Annotated in this window: 19 protein-coding genes; 13 read left to right on the top strand and 6 right to left on the bottom strand. The window is 62.8% G+C overall.

What is annotated here, in order from left to right; genetic code table 11:
• Positions 1-9: 9 nt before the first annotated feature.
• Genes AC13D8_RS04980 through AC13D8_RS04970 form a run of 3 tightly spaced genes read right to left on the bottom strand, consistent with a single transcriptional unit; the run spans position 10 to position 1,978 of the window.
• Complete coding sequence (locus tag AC13D8_RS04980; protein WP_482967907.1) at positions 10-1,335, bottom strand: recombinase family protein; 1,326 nt, start codon at positions 1,333-1,335, stop codon at positions 10-12.
• Positions 1,332-1,787, bottom strand: coding sequence for a DUF2924 domain-containing protein (locus AC13D8_RS04975; protein ID WP_482967906.1), 456 nt, complete (start codon positions 1,785-1,787; stop codon positions 1,332-1,334). Before AC13D8_RS04975 ends, AC13D8_RS04980 begins: the two co-directional genes overlap by 4 nt.
• Positions 1,784-1,978 carry a hypothetical protein gene (locus AC13D8_RS04970; RefSeq protein ID WP_482967905.1) on the bottom strand — a complete coding sequence of 65 codons (195 nt, stop codon included), beginning with the start codon at positions 1,976-1,978 and terminating at the stop codon, positions 1,784-1,786. Before AC13D8_RS04970 ends, AC13D8_RS04975 begins: the two co-directional genes overlap by 4 nt.
• 95 nt (positions 1,979-2,073) lie before the next feature.
• On the opposite strand from AC13D8_RS04970, the gene AC13D8_RS04965 reads away from it, so the two are divergent.
• The 6 genes from AC13D8_RS04965 to AC13D8_RS04940 all read left to right on the top strand — a co-directional run bounded on the left by AC13D8_RS04965 (position 2,074) and on the right by AC13D8_RS04940 (position 8,129).
• Positions 2,074-4,218 carry a hypothetical protein gene (locus tag AC13D8_RS04965; protein WP_482967904.1) on the top strand — a complete coding sequence of 715 codons (2,145 nt, stop codon included), beginning with the start codon at positions 2,074-2,076 and terminating at the stop codon, positions 4,216-4,218.
• Between the two features lie 86 nt (positions 4,219-4,304).
• The gene (locus AC13D8_RS04960; protein WP_482967903.1) at positions 4,305-4,538 is read left to right on the top strand and encodes a hypothetical protein; all 234 of its coding nucleotides are present in this window, start codon (positions 4,305-4,307) and stop codon (positions 4,536-4,538) included.
• Between the two features lie 92 nt (positions 4,539-4,630).
• The gene (locus AC13D8_RS04955; RefSeq protein ID WP_482967902.1) at positions 4,631-5,332 is read left to right on the top strand and encodes an RNA polymerase sigma factor; all 702 of its coding nucleotides are present in this window, start codon (positions 4,631-4,633) and stop codon (positions 5,330-5,332) included.
• A 79-nt stretch (positions 5,333-5,411) separates the two neighbouring features.
• On the top strand, positions 5,412-5,603 hold the full coding sequence (locus AC13D8_RS04950) for a hypothetical protein (RefSeq protein WP_482967901.1): 192 nt from the start codon (positions 5,412-5,414) through the stop codon (positions 5,601-5,603).
• Positions 5,596-5,823 (top strand): helix-turn-helix transcriptional regulator, encoded by a 228-nt coding sequence (locus AC13D8_RS04945; protein ID WP_482967900.1) that lies wholly within the window; start codon positions 5,596-5,598, stop codon positions 5,821-5,823. The genes AC13D8_RS04950 and AC13D8_RS04945 overlap by 8 nt, the downstream gene beginning before the upstream one ends.
• Entirely contained in the window at positions 5,820-8,129 is a 2,310-nt protein-coding gene (locus AC13D8_RS04940; protein ID WP_482967899.1) for a phage/plasmid primase, P4 family, read from the top strand. Before AC13D8_RS04945 ends, AC13D8_RS04940 begins: the two co-directional genes overlap by 4 nt.
• 424 nt (positions 8,130-8,553) lie before the next feature.
• On the opposite strand, the gene AC13D8_RS04935 is transcribed toward AC13D8_RS04940, so the two are convergent.
• A complete protein-coding gene (locus AC13D8_RS04935) occupies positions 8,554-8,895 on the bottom strand; it encodes a hypothetical protein (RefSeq protein ID WP_482967898.1) in 342 nt (113 codons plus the stop codon).
• Positions 8,896-9,406: 511 nt separating this feature from the next.
• Between AC13D8_RS04935 and AC13D8_RS04930 the strand changes: the two genes are divergently transcribed.
• The 7 genes from AC13D8_RS04930 to AC13D8_RS04900 all read left to right on the top strand — a co-directional run bounded on the left by AC13D8_RS04930 (position 9,407) and on the right by AC13D8_RS04900 (position 13,587).
• A complete protein-coding gene (locus AC13D8_RS04930) occupies positions 9,407-10,681 on the top strand; it encodes a site-specific DNA-methyltransferase (RefSeq protein ID WP_482967897.1) in 1,275 nt (424 codons plus the stop codon).
• On the top strand, positions 10,678-10,998 hold the full coding sequence (locus AC13D8_RS04925; RefSeq protein ID WP_482967896.1) for a DUF7220 family protein: 321 nt from the start codon (positions 10,678-10,680) through the stop codon (positions 10,996-10,998). Before AC13D8_RS04930 ends, AC13D8_RS04925 begins: the two co-directional genes overlap by 4 nt.
• A 14-nt stretch (positions 10,999-11,012) precedes the next feature.
• Positions 11,013-11,495, top strand: a complete 483-nt coding sequence (locus tag AC13D8_RS04920; RefSeq protein WP_482967895.1) for a phage terminase small subunit P27 family — start codon at positions 11,013-11,015, stop codon at positions 11,493-11,495.
• A gap of 9 nt (positions 11,496-11,504) precedes the next feature.
• A complete protein-coding gene (locus AC13D8_RS04915) occupies positions 11,505-12,047 on the top strand; it encodes a phage terminase small subunit P27 family (protein WP_482967894.1) in 543 nt (180 codons plus the stop codon).
• Between the two features lie 208 nt (positions 12,048-12,255).
• Positions 12,256-12,462 (top strand): cold-shock protein, encoded by a 207-nt coding sequence (locus AC13D8_RS04910; protein WP_482967893.1) that lies wholly within the window; start codon positions 12,256-12,258, stop codon positions 12,460-12,462.
• A 242-nt stretch (positions 12,463-12,704) separates the two neighbouring features.
• A complete protein-coding gene (locus AC13D8_RS04905; RefSeq protein WP_482967892.1) occupies positions 12,705-13,403 on the top strand; it encodes a recombinase family protein in 699 nt (232 codons plus the stop codon).
• A gap of 46 nt (positions 13,404-13,449) precedes the next feature.
• Positions 13,450-13,587 (top strand): D-Ala-D-Ala carboxypeptidase family metallohydrolase, encoded by a 138-nt coding sequence (locus tag AC13D8_RS04900; protein ID WP_482967891.1) that lies wholly within the window; start codon positions 13,450-13,452, stop codon positions 13,585-13,587.
• A 44-nt stretch (positions 13,588-13,631) separates the two neighbouring features.
• On the opposite strand, the gene AC13D8_RS04895 is transcribed toward AC13D8_RS04900, so the two are convergent.
• Positions 13,632-14,804, bottom strand: a complete 1,173-nt coding sequence (locus AC13D8_RS04895; protein ID WP_482967890.1) for a thiolase — start codon at positions 14,802-14,804, stop codon at positions 13,632-13,634.
• Positions 14,804-15,178, bottom strand: coding sequence for a Zn-ribbon domain-containing OB-fold protein (locus AC13D8_RS04890; protein WP_482967889.1), 375 nt, complete (start codon positions 15,176-15,178; stop codon positions 14,804-14,806). The genes AC13D8_RS04895 and AC13D8_RS04890 overlap by 1 nt, the downstream gene beginning before the upstream one ends.
• Positions 15,179-15,479: the final 301 nt, after the last annotated feature.

Below are 15,479 nucleotides of genomic sequence, written 5' to 3'. Positions count from 1 at the left end.
ATCCGCGTGTCATGCTGCCGCCTCGATATCGCCGGCCAGCATCTCGCGGGCGAGGCCGCCGAGGCCGTCCACGCGGAGCCGGACGTTCAGCCCGTCCGGGTCGATGTCCACGCGCTCCACCAACAGCGCCACGATGCGGGCCTGCTCGGCGGGGAACAGTTCGTCCCACAGCGGATCGAGTTGCTGCAGCGCCGAGCGAGCGTCGGCTTCGCTTATGTCGTCGGCGTGGGCGCGCGCTGCTTTCCACGTCCCCGCCACGATCTCGGGCTGGCGGAACACGGCTCGGAGTTGATCGATGACGGTCGCTTCGATCTCGCCCGCGGGCACGCGACCCACCGGGCACGACCCGGCACCGTGTTTCAGTACCGTCTGGCTGACGTAGTAGCGGTAGAGCCGGCCGCCCTTGCGGGTGTGCGTCGGCGAGAAGGCCGCGCCATCGGGCCCGAACAGCAGCCCCTTCAGCAGTGCGGGCGTCTCGGCACGGGTGCGGGCGGCGCGCTTGCGGGGGCTTTCCTGCAGGATCGCATGGACACGGTCCCACGTCTCTCGGTCGATGATGGCGTCGTGCTCGCCGGGGTAGCTTTCGCCCTTGTGAACCGCCTCGCCGATGTAGGCGCGGTTGTTGAGCATCCGGTAGAGATACTTCTTGTCGATCCGGTTGCCGCGGGGCGTGCGGATGCCGCGCTTGCCCACCTCGCGCGCCAGTTCCGTGCCCGAGCCGATTTCAAGGAAGCGGGCGAAGATCCAGCGGACGTGCTCGGCATGCTCGTCATCGATCACCAGTTTCCGGTTCTCGACACGGTAGCCGTAGGGCGGCACGCCCCCCATCCACATCCCCTTCTTGCGGCTGGCGGCGACCTTGTCGCGGATCCTCTCCGCCGTCACCTCGCGCTCGAACTGGGCGAAGGACAGCAGGATGTTCAGCGTCAGCCGACCCATTGACGTCGTCGTGTTGAACGACTGCGTGACCGAGACGAAGGTCACGCCGTTGCGGTCGAACACCTCGACCAGCTTGGCGAAGTCGGCCAACGAGCGGCTGAGGCGGTCGATCTTGTAGACCACGACCACGTCGACCAGCCCGTCCTCGATGTCCTCCAGCAATCGCTGCAGGCCGGGCCGGTCCAGAGTGCCGCCCGATATCCCACCGTCATCATACTGATCGCGGACCAGCACCCATCCCTCGGACCGCTGGCTCGCGATGAAGGCCTCGCAGGCCTCGCGTTGGGCGTGGAGCGAATTGAACTCTTGGCTTAGCCCTTCCTCGGAGGACTTGCGCGTATAGATCGCGCAGCGCTGCTTGCGGATCATTCCTGATTGCGTGGGGGCCTTCGTCATGTCCGCGCCCTCCGGTTCTTCAGACCGAAGAACACCCAGCCGTTCCAGCGGGTGCCGGTGATCGCGCGGGCGATGGCCGACAGCGACTTGTAGGGCCGCCCCTGCCACTCAAACCCGTCCGCGGTGACGGTGACGACATGCTCGACGCCCTGCCACTCGCGGATCAGCCGAGTGCCGGCAATCGGGCGATCCCTGTCGGCGCGGAGGCCGCTTCTCTTGCGATCACCGCCGTCGAGTTGCTCGCCCAGCCGCTCCAGCCGCCGGATCGTCTCGGGCTTTAGCCCGCCATAGGCCAATTCCTGAATCCGGTAGGCCAGCCGGCTCTCCAGATAGCGGCGGTTGAACGGCGGCGGCTCGCTGTCGAACAGGTCGCGCCACTGCTGCTTCAGGTCAGGCGTCGTGGCGGTCTTGAGCGCGGCCAGGCGCATGGGGATGGGGTCATGGGTCGTCATGCGGTCTCCTTCCGAGTTGGAGTTGCATGACCGCTCCGGTCGGCCGGATTGTGTAGCGGAAAGTCTCCATCTTCTTCAGAAACCTGACTTGCGTTGCGCATATGAAGGCGGACCAGGGCGAGGGCGAGGATTTTGCAGAGCGCAGCGCGGCGCTCAAACGGGGTCATCTGGTTGGGATCAAGTGCGTTCATACCCCTCTAAAGCCAACTCGGAGCATCCTTTTGGGACATGCCGCGTTTGCGCTGTAGACGCTTCGCTATTAGCCTTTCCCCGTTCGGGAGGGAGTATGGGACGGCGAGACAAGGCTATTGGAACGAACACGCGGGAGGTCCTGGAAGACATTCCGGCCCATCTGGCGGCGCGGTTCCTGGACAAGGTAATTGATGCTGTTGAGGGAAATGACGCCGTTCCGTCATTCACAGACGGGGTCACTACTGATCGCAATGCGCGCTTGAGGTTAGAGCAGCTTCGTCCCCTTGGCCCTGAGTTGCTGTCGGAGATCGAGACTCAAAGCCAACGCGTCACCGAAATGGGCTGCGCGAAGGGCGCCGAGTCCTTGAAGACGGTCATCAACGAAACCGGCTCCCACGAAGAGTGCGCCATTTTTGATGAGCAGCTCGACGAGCTTTGCAAGAGCTGTTGGGCCTTCACCGAGCTGCCGGTCATTTTCCAGAATGCCGAGAGCTTCCATCATGCGCGAAAGGATCGAGATCGCGGTAAAATCCATTCGGCATTTACCCTTGATCTGGACGAAAGCGTCCCGGCGAAAGCAGCCTCGGTAAATTTGCCGGCCCTGACCAGCAAGCTCGATCAGGTGCTTGGCCTCGGAAGAGCGCCGAAACTGTCCGCGATCGATCTCCCGGAAACGGAAACCTATCCTGCGTCGGTGATGTTGATCGTGCGCCACGGCGCGGATTTGTCCTCGGTCTACGAGCACCGGGACGATGGAACCCGGCAGGCGCTGTACTTTCGGCCGCAGGACGAGATCGTGCTGATCTACACTCCACTGAACCAGCGGATCGAAGTCCTCGGGCGGAGTTTCGGCCAAAGACATGACGTGTCGAATGCGTTCGCGGAGATCGTGCTTGGACACAACATTTCCGAGAAACCTTTGTCCGAGAAGGTCTATGACCTCGGTCGGTTTGCATCCTCGTTTGAACTGGATATCCCCGAGATCGAGGGTGTTGATGTTCAATCCGCCGTCGTCACCGAGTGCGAGTTGCTGCTTGGCAGTTTCGGCAGGCGTGCATTGCTCAAGGTCACGCGCGAAGATGACATCGACGACATGTTGAAACGGTACCTTTCCGGAGCCCATCGGTTCAGGGGACCTGCCGGCATCAATCGTATCGCGATCTCGGTGGAGTATCGTCGTGAGGGAGAACGGCGAAACAGGTCGTTGAACATCACTCTGCGCGGCACGAATGGCTCGAATGTCCAGAGCCACAAGGACCGCGCCACGCGCGAACTGGGGGCGCGCTTGCTGGAGGCCTGGGGCATTACGCGCAAGCTGCGTCCGCTCGACGATGAGGAGACGGCCGACTTGCTTCCGCCTCTGATGCGGCTGTTCGACCTCGGCGAGACCGTCGTTACCGGATTGAGGTTGTCGGAGCTGGGGTTACCTATCCAAACACTTCGGGACGCGCGCCTCATTTCTCAGAAGAAGCGCCAGAGCCTCACCCTGGTCGAAGATGATGAAGATGATGTTGTCGAGGCTGACACGTCCTCCGTGATCCCCGAGCGCGGTCACTCGGTGCTGGACTACACTGAGTTCAAGGTCGCCGAGGCGTGGCTTCGCGAGACTCTGGTCCGGTCGCTCGCGCGTAATCTCTCCGCGAGAAAGTTCGAGCAGATCAGCGACGACCTCGTTCGCGTGGGAGACATTACCACCGCGAATGGCTCCGCTCCCGTTTACCTGGCACGCGGGCTTGGAGAGCCGAAGGTCATCTTCAAGTTGGAGGAGGACCTGCGATCGCGCGCGAGCACCGGCGACGGGTTGGTCCTTTGCGCCGGGCAGGAAGCGCCGAGGTTTCTGGCGAACAACGTTGCCATGCCGGTCCAGGACGTGTGGCAAAGCGGCTCCGCTTCGCCCGGGCTCTTGGTCGACCACATGCTCGATCGCTTGAACTCCGAGCACCGACTGATTTCTGAGAACACGCGGGCGCGCGTGGTTCGGGGCGGTCCACACACTGGGAGCCTGATCATGCCTCGCAAGGAGGCTTTGCCGCTGTCCAGCCCGGTGCAACTGCAGTTCTTCGAGAAGCTCGCGAAGGCCTACAATAGCGGCGCGCCGGAGGTTCATTCCAGTTTCCTTCTGGAGGGAACTTCTGCCAGAACACCCAGAGAGCTATTCACCGGAAAGATGCGTGAACGCGTGTTCACGTCATATGTCGGCAAAGGCAGCGGAAAAGGGATGTGGCGGCTGATGGATTAAGGCCTCCAGACTTCCTCCATACACGCGCGTGGGACGCTCCACACTTCGTTCGGCCATCAAGCCTCCATCAACCGAAGGAGGCCGACATGGCACGATACGAGCAGACGCAAACCACACACGGCATTCCGATCCTGCGGCGTCAAACGCGACCTCGTGGAGAAGACTGGCTGTGCAAATGCTGCGGCAAGCTGTTGGGCGTGATCCACGGACATGACGTCCACATCCGCTTCCAGCGCCGCCATGAATACGTCGCGACCCTGCCTGCATCGGCGACCTGCAAGGGATGCGGATCGCTGAACAAGCGAACCGCCAAGTCGTAGACCTTACCAGCTCGAGAATTCGCAGAGGCGCACGACGCCCAAACCCGGCCCGATGAGAGGCGCGAGATGCCCGGCCCCAGCCCAGGCGTCTCGTGTCTTCATCCTGGTCTGCGCTTCACGCGCAGCTCGTCCGGTCGGTTCACCGGCATTCCGCACTGACCACGTTTTCCACACTTCTTCCGCAGAAGGACCGGATCGGCCGTTTCCGCGAGCCGGCACAATTGCTTGGCTGGCTGCACGGCAAGGACCCTGACCCCGAGAGCAAGAACAAGGTGCTGTCGCGCTTGATGCGCAAGGCCTGCGGTGATCCGCCCGGCAGCGATCTCGCCGTCGAGCTCCTCGTCCTGGCGCTCTGGCCGGGTCTCTGCACGCTGCGCCACCGGCTGCGCGACCTCGCCCCGGTTGGAGCGCTCGACGCCGATCTCATCAGCCAGCTGACCATCGGCATCCGATCCGCAAACCCTGAGCGGATCGGGCGCGTGGCGGCCACGTTGCTGCGCAACCTGGAGCGCGATCTGCGGCGGGCGTATCTCCGTGATGCCAACAGGCGTAACACCACATGCGATTGCGAAGGGCTCGATGCCGCGGATGAAGATGAGCAGATGGACCGACCCGAGGCGATCGCGGCAGCCGCGGCATCGGCGCTCGGCGAGGACGGTGTTCTGCTGACCGCCGTGCATATCGCGGGGTTTTCCCAGAAGGAAGCTGCGACGCTTCTGGGCATCAGCCACGACGCGGCCCGCAAGCGCTGCCAGCGCGCCCTGCGGCGGCTGACGGAGCTCGACGGCGCCTGACCTGTCCCGATCCGGGCTCCCGACCGGCTTTTCCCATGTGAGCGCGCAATTCGGCGCGCCCGACATGGAGAGCAGTTCAATGACCATAAGGATCACGACGCAGGACGAATACGAGCGACTGCCGGGCCTCTATCACGCATGGGACTTCGCCATGCTGCTGGAAGAGGGGCGCAGCTATCTCATCGAGGAGGGCGGCCGCTCCGAGGACGGCCAGGCGCTTTTCCTGGTGTTTCAGCGGCCCCGGAATCGCGGGGAGGGCCGGGATGACTGAAGACCGGGTCTATCTCACGCAGCGCGAACTGGCTGCGCGCTGGCGTCTCAGCGGGCGTACGCTGGAGCGGTGGAGGGCGGAGCCTTACGGCCCCGCCTGGGTCAATATTGGTGGCTCGATCCGCTACCCCATGAGGGACATCGAAGAGTTCGAACAGCGCAATCGCAACACGGCGGGTCGGACGAGCGGTGCCGTTACTTATCGGGGAGGTTCGGAATGAACAGAGTGCTTCACATCCCGATGCGCCTTGATGCAGCCATCTCCTACGCCGAACGGGGGTGGTATGTATTTCCAATCACGCAAGGCACCAAGGGTCGTGACGCCGACGGCACCTCCACACATCTGTTGAAGAACGGTCATGTCGGGGCATCGAATGACCCGGGTGTCGTTCGCGACTGGTGGACCCGGTGGCCCGATGCCAATATCGGCGTTCACCTCGCAGCCTCCGGCCTCGTGGCTGTCGATGTGGACTCATACAAGGCGGATTGCGGCTGGAGCGCATTTGTTCACGGTCGCGAGGTTCCGCAAACGCTTGTTCAGCGCAGCCCCCGCGGCGGCCACCACTATATCTTCACTGCACACAGCGACGATCGTTTCGCAGGCCAGCTTTGCGCGGGCGTCGAAATCAAGCATCGAGGCTACATCCTGCTCGAGCCCTCCGAGTTCGAAGGCGGGCGCTACTGCTTCGAGACGGATGATGAGCCTGCCCCGGTGCCTGCATGGGTTCCCAGGAAAATGCCAGCAGGGAATTCTGCTTCGCAGCGATCCGGGATGCTCCGGACAGGTGATTTTGATCGCTTCGGGAAACCCGATTGCAAGGCACCGGTGGAAGAGGTCGAAGACCTCCTGTCCTGGATCGATCCGGACGCAGGAGGCTACGATGCGTGGCTCGAGGTTCTGCAGGCTCTGCATGATCACTTCGCAGGCAGTACCGAAGGCTTGCGCCTGGCGGAGGACTGGTCCTCCCAGGGGGACAAGTTCAAACCGGGAGAGGTCGCGTCCAAATGGCAAGGCTTTCAGGTTGGCGGTGGCGTGACCCTGAGCTCCATCGCGAAGCGCGCGCGTACAGCCGGTGCCGATCTCTCCGAGATTGCCCGGCGGTATCGTGGGCATGGGGAGCAAACCGCCGGACCAGGACAACGCTCCGAGGACAGCTGCGATCTGTCCCACGACGCCCTTGCGTTGGAACTCGGTCGGCGAAGCTGGGATAGCGACGCACGGTTCGTCGCCCTCTGGGGCAAGTGGCTCTTCTGGAGCGGAACGCACTGGCAGCGCGACGAGACCCTGGCGCACATGTCACGGACACGCAGTTTCCTGCGCGAGCGGGCAAACGAAGTCCGCGTCTGGGCGGAGAACAAAGCTGCCGATCTGAACGCTGCGGGTGACAGGGCCGAAGCACGGAAAATCCATAAGTGGGCCCGCGATCAAGCGCGGTCGCTCGGCAGCAGTGCCACCGTGGCCGCCGTTTCAGGTCTCGCCCGGGCCAACCCCGCTTCGGCCACGACGCATGAAGCGTTCGATGCCGACAGGTTCCTGGTCGGCACGCCGGAAGGGACGGTCGATCTTCGAACCGGGAACCTGCGACCGGCGCAGCGAGAAGACCTGATCAGCCACCGCCTCGCGTGCGCGCCAGCCGATCGCGGGGTTCGCCCCGAACTCTGGCTTCGCTTTCTGGGAGACATCTTCGAGCAGGACGAGGAAACCATCGACTTCCTGCAGCGCGCAGCAGGTTATGCCCTCACGGGCTCTGTGCAGGAACACAAGCTGCTCTTCCTTCACGGGTCCGGTCGTAACGGTAAATCCGTGTTCATGAACACATTGCTGGATATATGGGGCGACTACGGGCGCCGGGTTGCCGCCACGACCTTCCTGAACTCGCAGACCGAACGTCACCCGACCGATATCGCCGGCCTGCACGGCGCGCGGCTGGCCATTGCCTCGGAGTTGCCCCGCGGCAAGACCTGGGATGAGGCGGTGATCAAGGACCTGACCGGCGGGGATCGGATGACGGCGCGTTTCATGCGCCAGGACTTCTTCGACTTCGATCCGCAGATGACCCTGATGATCGCGGGAAACACGCAGCCGTCCTTCAAGGGTGTTGACGAGGCGATCCGCAGCCGTGTCGTGCTGGTGCCGTTCGCGGTCACCATCCCGCCCGAGCGACGCGATGGCAGTCTGCCCGACCGGCTCAAATCGGAACACCCGGCAATCCTTCGCTGGTGCATCGATGGCGCGCTGGCCTGGCAGGAACGGGGGCTCGATGTGCCGGTTTCCATCGCCGCGGCTTCCGCTGCCTATTTCGACGAGGAAGATACCGTGGGGCAGTTCCTGCAGGACGAGACCAGTGAGGACCCAGGCGGCTTTGTTGCCTCGGACGATTTGATCGTGCGCTTCAACTTCTGGTGCGACCAGCAAGGGCTTGGAGGCTGGACCAAGCGTTCGCTCATCAAGGAACTGCGGCAGCGTGGTTTTGAGGATCAACGCAGCAGTCGCCATCGAGGGTTGCGCGGCCTCCGGCTGAAGTGAGCGTGACAAAAGTGACAAAACACAGACTATCGGACGTATGGAAAATCCGACGTCCCTATACGTGGGATAATGGGGAAACTGTCACTTTTGTCACGGCGGCTGCTGCTGACCTGGCTGTGACGCGGCAGCACCGGGGCGCTTCTTCGCGCGTCTGGACGTCGTCGCGATCGAAAGCCCGGTCGACGAGCAGCGCTGCATCCGGCGCTGTTTGACAGTGAAAAGCAGTCGCAGAAGGAATTCGAGCGGGTCGGATTTAAGGGGCAAATCCCGAATAGTTCTTATAGGGAAATGTCCCTTAAAACGGCTGCCTACCGCCGTCCCGGGCGCGGCCGCGCCGATGAAGCTGCCAAATCGGCTGGAAGCGCCGTCCCGAGGCTCAACATGGAGATAGAGTGACGATATGCGTTGGCGGGACCCGCCTGCGTTATTCCATGCCTTCTATGATCAAATCGGCACACGAATCAGCCACTTCCGACTGATACTTTTCGCTCACATTGTCGACCCAACCAGCCTCGACCACGAAGTTGTCACGCTGATAGCTCCGTTCGTCCTTCAACAAGGCGATCTGTTCCGGCTCTTGCTCGGCCTTGGCGACGCAGAGGGGTGTGAAGGCCTGAACGACGGCTGATTCCGCACTGGCGGATTGCATCTCGGATGCTGTTCCACCAGTCACCCATCCGCCCCAGGCAAATCCGATCACGATCGCGACGATGGCGCCACCGATGGCACCCCACACTGCGGGTTTGGTAGCTTCGGGAATATTCATTGCTGATCCTTTTTCTGTGAGCTCCCGCCCATGGAGGAACTGCCTGCAAAGACGGGATTCTTGAGCAATAACGCTTTTTACTCTCTGACGTGATCAAAGAGGATCATAAAAAAAACGCGAGCACACGACTGTTAATGACGTTTCTGATGTCCACGCGCGCGAGGTGTGCGTCGCACGATCCCAAGCCTGCTGGGGGCGTAGATGAAACGACGGACCCGGCCAAGCGTCAACATCCTGCTCAAGGAAGACCCCCAACCGCGACAATTCGGTTCGGTCCGCTTTCGAGGATGTCGGGTTTGGAAAGGCCCGATTTATCAGCCCATGACATTAGCGACAGCTCGTCTGTCGATCTCTCCGTCGGGCATCCAGCAGAAGCGCAACGCCGACCCGCACAGTGGTGTCTGTTCCTGTCGGCGCCTGTCAATTAATGTCATGATTACAATGGAATAGCTCCCGTGCTATATTGCGGGTGAGGCAGGCACAGACGAACGGACAATTCCGGGGCGGGGTCATGGCGAAGCGGGCAGCGGATAATTTCGAGGCAGACACGCAGCCCGGCGCGCGCGCCATCGAGCAGCGCGCGGTCGCCGATCTCGTCCCCTATGCCAAAAACGCACGCACGCATTCCGAGGCGCAGGTGGCGCAGATTGCCGGCTCGATCCGGGAGTTCGGGTTCAACAACCCGGTGCTGGTCGATGGCGCGAATGGCATCATCGCGGGGCATGGCCGGGTGCTGGCGGCGCGGCAGCTGGGTCTGCGCGCGGTGCCGGTGATCGAACTGGCGCACCTGAGCGAGGCGCAAAAGCGGGCCTACATCCTCGCCGACAACCGCCTGGCCGAGCAGGCGGGCTGGGACCGGGAGCTGCTGTCGCTGGAACTGGGCGAGCTTTCGGAGCTCGGGGTGGACCTGGAGGGGCTGGGCTTCGCGGCCGGGGAGCTCGACGAGCTGCTTGCGCTCGACAAGGCCGACCCGCGGGAGGAGGACACCCCTGAGCCGCCCGCGCAGCCGGTGTCGCGTCCTGGCGATCTGTGGTGCCTCGGCCCGCACCGGCTCTTGTGCGGCGACGCGACGTCGGAGGCCAACGTGACCCGGTTGCTGGGGGATGTGCACCCGCATCTGATGGTGACGGACCCGCCCTATGGCGTGGACTACGACCCGGACTGGCGCAACCGGGCCGGCGCGTCGGAGACGAAGCGCACCGGCAAGGTGATGAACGATGACCGCGCGGACTGGCGGGATGCCTGGGCGCTCTTTCCGGGCGACGTGGCCTATGTCTGGCACGGGGCCCTGCATGCCACGACGGTGGCCGACAGCCTTGGCGCCTGCGGGTTCGACATCCGCAGCCAGATCATCTGGGCCAAGGACCGGCATGTGCTCTCGCGCGGGCACTACCACTGGCAGCATGAACCGGCGTGGTATTGCGTGCGCGGCAAGGGCCACTGGTCGGGTGATCGCCGGCAATCGACGCTGTGGTCGATCCCGAACCGGGATCAGGATGCCGAGACGGTCCACGGCACGCAAAAGCCGGTGGAGTGCATGCGGCGCCCGATCCTGAACAACTCCAGCGCGGGGCAAGCGGTCTACGAGCCGTTCTGCGGATCGGGCACCACGCTGATTGCCGCCGAGAGCACGCAGCGGGCCTGTCATGCCATGGAGCTTGATCCGGCTTACGTGGATGTGGCCGTGCGGCGCTGGGAGGTGTTCACCGGGCAGAGCGCCACGCTCGACGGGGATGGGCGCGGCCTTGGCGAGATCGCAGCCGAGCGGCTGGAGCGCGCGGCATGACGCAGGGGCGAATGACATCAGCCCTGGAAGCCCTCGCCAACCTCGTCGTTGGCTGGATCGTGGCGCTTGCCACGCAGCTTCTTGTCTTTCCCGTGATGGGCCTTTCGGTCACCGTTGCACAGCACCTCGGGATCGGCACGGCCTTCACGATCGTGTCGTTCCTGAGAAGCTTTTGCCTGCGGCGTCTCTTCGAGCGGTTGGCACGTCGGGGCACACCCCCGGGGGAGGGTCAATCTCTACGACCTTTGCCACGGGACCGGCGGGGGCAGGCATTTTCTTTCACGGCCAGAATTCGGACCGGGGGTCGGAAAGGGTAAAGGGGAGGTGAGGCATGCGCGGACGCAAACCGAAGCCGACGAAGCTGAAACTCCTGTCGGGGACGGCCCGCAAACACCGTCTCAACGAACATGAGCCGACGCCGGACCTGGCGCGGCCGGAGCCGCCCGAGCATCTGACCGGGGCCGCGCGGCTGGAGTGGGAGCGGGTGATCGAAGAGATCGTGCAGCTTGGCATCATGAGCAATCTGGACCGCGCCCCGCTGGCGGCCTATTGTCAGGCCCATGGCCGGTGGGTCGCCGCGGAGGCGGCGCTCGCACGCATGGCCGAGAAGGATGCGGTCACGGAAGGGCTCATCATCCGCACCAAGGCCGGCAACGTGATCCACAACCCGCTGGTTGGTGCGGCGAACAAGGCGATGGCGGACATGGTGCGCTACGCGGCCGAGTTCGGCTTCACCCCGTCGTCGCGCTCGCAGGTTTCCGCCGCCGACACGCCCGAGGAGGACAATCCTTTCCTTCTGCTGGACAGGGCATAGGAGGTCCCGATGCGCGGCCGCAAGCCTACACCGAAGGCCGGAACGCTGGCCAACACGCCGATGGGCGCACTGCCACGGTGCCCGGCGCATCTGAGCGACACGGCCCGCAGGGAATGGCGGCGGCTCGCGACGCCCCTGCATGACGCAGGCATTCTCACGCTGGCAGATCGCGCGGCGCTCGCGGCCTATTGCCAGGCCTATGCCCGCTGGGTGGAGGCCGAGGAGAAACTGGCGGAGACGCCCACTCTGCTAAAGACGCCCAACGGCCACGTCCAGCAATCGCCCTGGCTGTCGGTGGCCAACAAGCAGCTGGAGCTGATGGGGCGCTACATGTCGGAACTCGGGCTCACACCATCCGCGCGCACGCGGCTTGGCCTCGAGGGGGCAGGCCCCGAGGCCGATCAGGTCACGAAGATCGAGTTCGTCACGGTGTTCCGGGATGACGACGGCAACCTGGTGCAGCGACCGGTCAACATGCTGGGCAGCGCGGGGCGCAAGGAGAGAACGGATTGCGACGCTGCCCGACCCGAGGTGATGGCTGCGGATGAGTGAAAGTTCTGGCTTGTCGGAGCGGCAAGCGGTTTCACCGATGCGATTGTCTCTCGACACCGCGAGTGTAACCTGTCATGTGTCCGTCGCTACGTTACCGCTATCGATCCCCTGCTTTTCCCCAAACGGACTTCAGCGAATTCGATTTTGGCCAACCGCGCCACGCTGTTGCACTTCCGCGAACAGGTTGAAAGATACAGGAGATATCACGATGGCCAATGGCACCGTGAAATGGTTCAACGCTACAAAAGGCTTCGGCTTTATTGCCCCGGAATCCGGCGGCAAGGACGTCTTTGTCCACATTTCTGCCGTCGAGCGCGCAGGTCTGACTTCTCTGAAGGATGATCAGGCCGTTACCTTCGACGTCGAGGCCGGTCGTGATGGCCGGGAATCCGCAGGCAACCTTCAGCTCGCCTGAACGGTACATCCGGATTTGGATCTGGGCGCCCTCGGGCGCCCTTTTTCGTTATAGGCTCTTCAGAGCGTGGAATTGGTTTGCGCGCTCGATAACCTGGTTGTTCACTTGGCAATCACGCTTTTTCGACCGCTTCTCATCTCAGACGCCTGTTTAAGCACGGCATTCCTGCTGTTCTGACTACACTCCTATGCGCTTCAGAGCGATGTACACATCTGCGCAACCAACGTTACGCAGGTTTGTACATGGTCAGGGAAGCTGCCCCATCGCCCAAGCTCGTGGCCTATGAGCGGGTCTCGACGGCCCGGCAGGGCCGGTCTGGGCTCGGGCTCGAGGCGCAGCGCAAGGCCATCGACGCGTTTGCAGCCTCGAAGGAGGCCCGGGTGCTTGGCCGCTTCACCGAGGTCGAGAGCGGGCGCAAGAATGACCGGCCGGAACTCGAGAAGGCCCTCGACCTCGCGCGCCTCACCGGGGCCACGCTGGTCATCGCCAAGCTGGACCGGCTCTCACGAAACGCGGCGTTTCTCCTGACGCTGCAAGCCAGCGGCGTGCGCTTCGTGGCCTGTGACATGCCCGAGGCTAACGATCTGACCGTCGGCATCATGGCACTGGTGGCCCAGCAGGAGCGCGAGGCGATTTCACGGCGCACGAAGGAGGCGCTGGCGGCAGCCAAAGCGCGCGGCGTCAGGCTGGGCAATCCGAACGGGGCCGCGGCGCTGAGGCGGGCCGGGCAAGGCGGTGCACCGCTCCGAAGGTCCGTGGTCTCGAACGCGGACGCGTTCGCGCAGACCCTGACGCCGGTGTTGGCCAGCCTCCGGAGCGAGGGACACACCACCCTTCGCGCCATCGCTGAGCAACTCAACACACGCGGCATCCGGACACGGCGTGGTGGGCGCTGGCATGTGTCGAATGTGCGGAACCTGCTCAACCGGTTAACGGGCTGAGCTATGGCAGAACATTCAGCGGATCGCCGATCTTGGCATCTTCAAGTTGCTGATCAACGAAACTACGCTCAAGATACTGCAGGCGCTTCGCCACCGGCTCGGCAAGCCGCTGATCGTCCGCTCGGCCTATCGCAGCCCCGAGCACAACCGCACGGTGGGTGGGGAAAGTCCACAATCGGAGTAGTAGGATATGTTGATCTTCTTCTATTTCAAGTTCGATTACAGCCGCTACCACAGCGTTGATTCCGCACCGAGAATGGCGGTCGATTGACTAGACAGGCTGCCGCCGTTCCCGTGCACCAGCGCCAGTTCCGCACCGTCGATTTGTCCGTCGCCGCGATGCCCGCGCAGTTGCCTGACGGCTTCGATGGTGATGAATATCCCGTACATTCCCGGATGGATGCAGGACAGACCGCCGCCATTGGTATTGACGGGCAGATCGCCACCGGGCGCGATCATGCCATCTGATACGAAACGACCGCCTTCTCCCTTGGGGCAGAAGCCAAGATCCTCAAGAAAGAGGATCGTGTTGATGGAAAAGGCATCATAAAGTTCGGCGACGTCGATATCGCTTGGCGTGACACCGGCCATCTCAAAGGCTCGTTCGCCCGAAACCTTCGCTGCCGTTTCAGTCAGCGACGGCAACGAAGAGCCCTGTCGCCCCCAGACATGGGTTGCAGCGCCAAGTACATATGCCGGCTTTTGGGGCAGGTCCACCGCACGATCCGCTCGCACCATCACGTAAGCCCCTGCACCATCATTGACCAAGCAGCAATCGGCCACGGTTAGAGGGTCCGAAATCATCTTGGACTCTTCGACCTCGGCCCGGCTTAGCGGCTGGCGCCGCAATGCGTCGGGGTTGCGTTGGGCCCAGGAGCGGGCGGCCAGAACGACATCGGTCAACTGGTCACGCGTCGTGCCGTATTCATGCATGTGTCGCGCGGCCGCGAGGGCATAGGTGCTAAGCGGGCTAAGCGGATTATAGGGATACTCGTAAGGCTGTGGATCGAAACTCCGGCGCACCTCGGCTATCGTGGCGCGGTTCACGCTGGAGGTCCGCTGTGTACTCCCGTAGCAGACGAGTACCGCGTTACATTGACCGGATTGGAGTGCGTGAATCGCGGGGAGCATATGCGCGACGAAACTCGACCCCCCGAGCATTGTGGAATCGATGAAACTGGTGTTCAGGCCCAGATATTCGATCACCGGCATCGCCCACATCGGGGCGGTCACGCTGGCCGTGGTGATCCCGTCGATATCCGACATCTTCAGCCCGGCGTCGGCAACCGCCAGTCTGGCCGCCTCGGCCAGGATCTCCACTTCGCTGAAACCTTCTGCCTTGCCCAATCCCGCCTGACCGATGCCGACAATCGCCGTCTTGCCCCGAAGCTCCTTGACCATTACGCGTTCCCTGTCGGTTGAAAGTAGACTGCATCATGCGTTTCGGTGTCGATCGAATGAAATTCAACCTCCATCCCGATCTTCACCTGGTCCGGCTCAATCCCCCTGATGCTTGTCATCATTCGTGGCCCTTCGACCAGATCGACGAGCGCCACGTTGTAATCGCCGCCTTTTTCGCGATCTCGCCGCACGACGGTAGTCGAATAAACGGTTGCCCTGCCCTCGGGCTTGAACCAGTAAAGCCGATCCGAGCCGCAATAGGGGCAGACCACACGGGGGTAAAAAACGCAGGCCCCGCAAGATTCGCACCCTTGAATCTGGAAACGACCCTCTGCAAGCAAGGAAAAGTATTTGTTCTGCGGTCCAGTGTCCATCTCGTCGTCCTTGCCCTTTCATAATCAGCCAGCCATGATCGCTCGATATAGCTTGCCGCCCTCTTTCCAGGAAGCGCACGGTGTCCATCGTCAATGATAATTGTGCGTCAGAGCGGATTGAGCCATGGAGATACTGCCTCTCTGGCAGACCTGATTATGCGGCTTACGCCCGGTGTTGCAAGGGGCGTTGTCCCATTGCCGATGTTCTAATCTTCTTCCATTTCCGCGTCCGAGAATACGCACCTGCTGACCTTGCGAAGCGTGATTTACGGCTTGATCGGGTCTCACGATCCTGTCGTCT

It is taken from the genome of Roseovarius sp. B-10 (assembly GCF_056859295.1).
The sequence above is the reverse complement of the archived record's forward strand: the minus strand, read 5'-3'. Positions and strand labels throughout refer to the sequence as shown.

Bases quoted from the DNA above. Each gene is read 5' to 3' on its own strand.
- AC13D8_RS04895 (WP_482967890.1), bottom strand. From the start codon at position 14,804: ATGGTCAAGGAGCTTCGGGGCAAGACGGCGATTGTCGGCATCGGTCAG.
- AC13D8_RS04890 (WP_482967889.1), bottom strand. From the start codon at position 15,178: ATGGACACTGGACCGCAGAACAAATACTTTTCCTTGCTTGCAGAGGGT.
- AC13D8_RS04920 (WP_482967895.1), top strand. From the start codon at position 11,013: ATGCGCGGACGCAAACCGAAGCCGACGAAGCTGAAACTCCTGTCGGGG.
- AC13D8_RS04905 (WP_482967892.1), top strand. From the start codon at position 12,705: ATGGTCAGGGAAGCTGCCCCATCGCCCAAGCTCGTGGCCTATGAGCGG.
- AC13D8_RS04960 (WP_482967903.1), top strand. From the start codon at position 4,305: ATGGCACGATACGAGCAGACGCAAACCACACACGGCATTCCGATCCTG.
- AC13D8_RS04945 (WP_482967900.1), top strand. From the start codon at position 5,596: ATGACTGAAGACCGGGTCTATCTCACGCAGCGCGAACTGGCTGCGCGC.
- AC13D8_RS04975 (WP_482967906.1), bottom strand. From the start codon at position 1,787: ATGACGACCCATGACCCCATCCCCATGCGCCTGGCCGCGCTCAAGACC.
- AC13D8_RS04965 (WP_482967904.1), top strand. From the start codon at position 2,074: ATGGGACGGCGAGACAAGGCTATTGGAACGAACACGCGGGAGGTCCTG.
- AC13D8_RS04980 (WP_482967907.1), bottom strand. From the start codon at position 1,335: ATGACGAAGGCCCCCACGCAATCAGGAATGATCCGCAAGCAGCGCTGC.
- AC13D8_RS04940 (WP_482967899.1), top strand. From the start codon at position 5,820: ATGAACAGAGTGCTTCACATCCCGATGCGCCTTGATGCAGCCATCTCC.
- AC13D8_RS04925 (WP_482967896.1), top strand. From the start codon at position 10,678: ATGACGCAGGGGCGAATGACATCAGCCCTGGAAGCCCTCGCCAACCTC.
- AC13D8_RS04935 (WP_482967898.1), bottom strand. From the start codon at position 8,895: ATGAATATTCCCGAAGCTACCAAACCCGCAGTGTGGGGTGCCATCGGT.
- AC13D8_RS04910 (WP_482967893.1), top strand. From the start codon at position 12,256: ATGGCCAATGGCACCGTGAAATGGTTCAACGCTACAAAAGGCTTCGGC.
- AC13D8_RS04950 (WP_482967901.1), top strand. From the start codon at position 5,412: ATGACCATAAGGATCACGACGCAGGACGAATACGAGCGACTGCCGGGC.
- AC13D8_RS04930 (WP_482967897.1), top strand. From the start codon at position 9,407: ATGGCGAAGCGGGCAGCGGATAATTTCGAGGCAGACACGCAGCCCGGC.
- AC13D8_RS04970 (WP_482967905.1), bottom strand. From the start codon at position 1,978: ATGAACGCACTTGATCCCAACCAGATGACCCCGTTTGAGCGCCGCGCT.
- AC13D8_RS04915 (WP_482967894.1), top strand. From the start codon at position 11,505: ATGCGCGGCCGCAAGCCTACACCGAAGGCCGGAACGCTGGCCAACACG.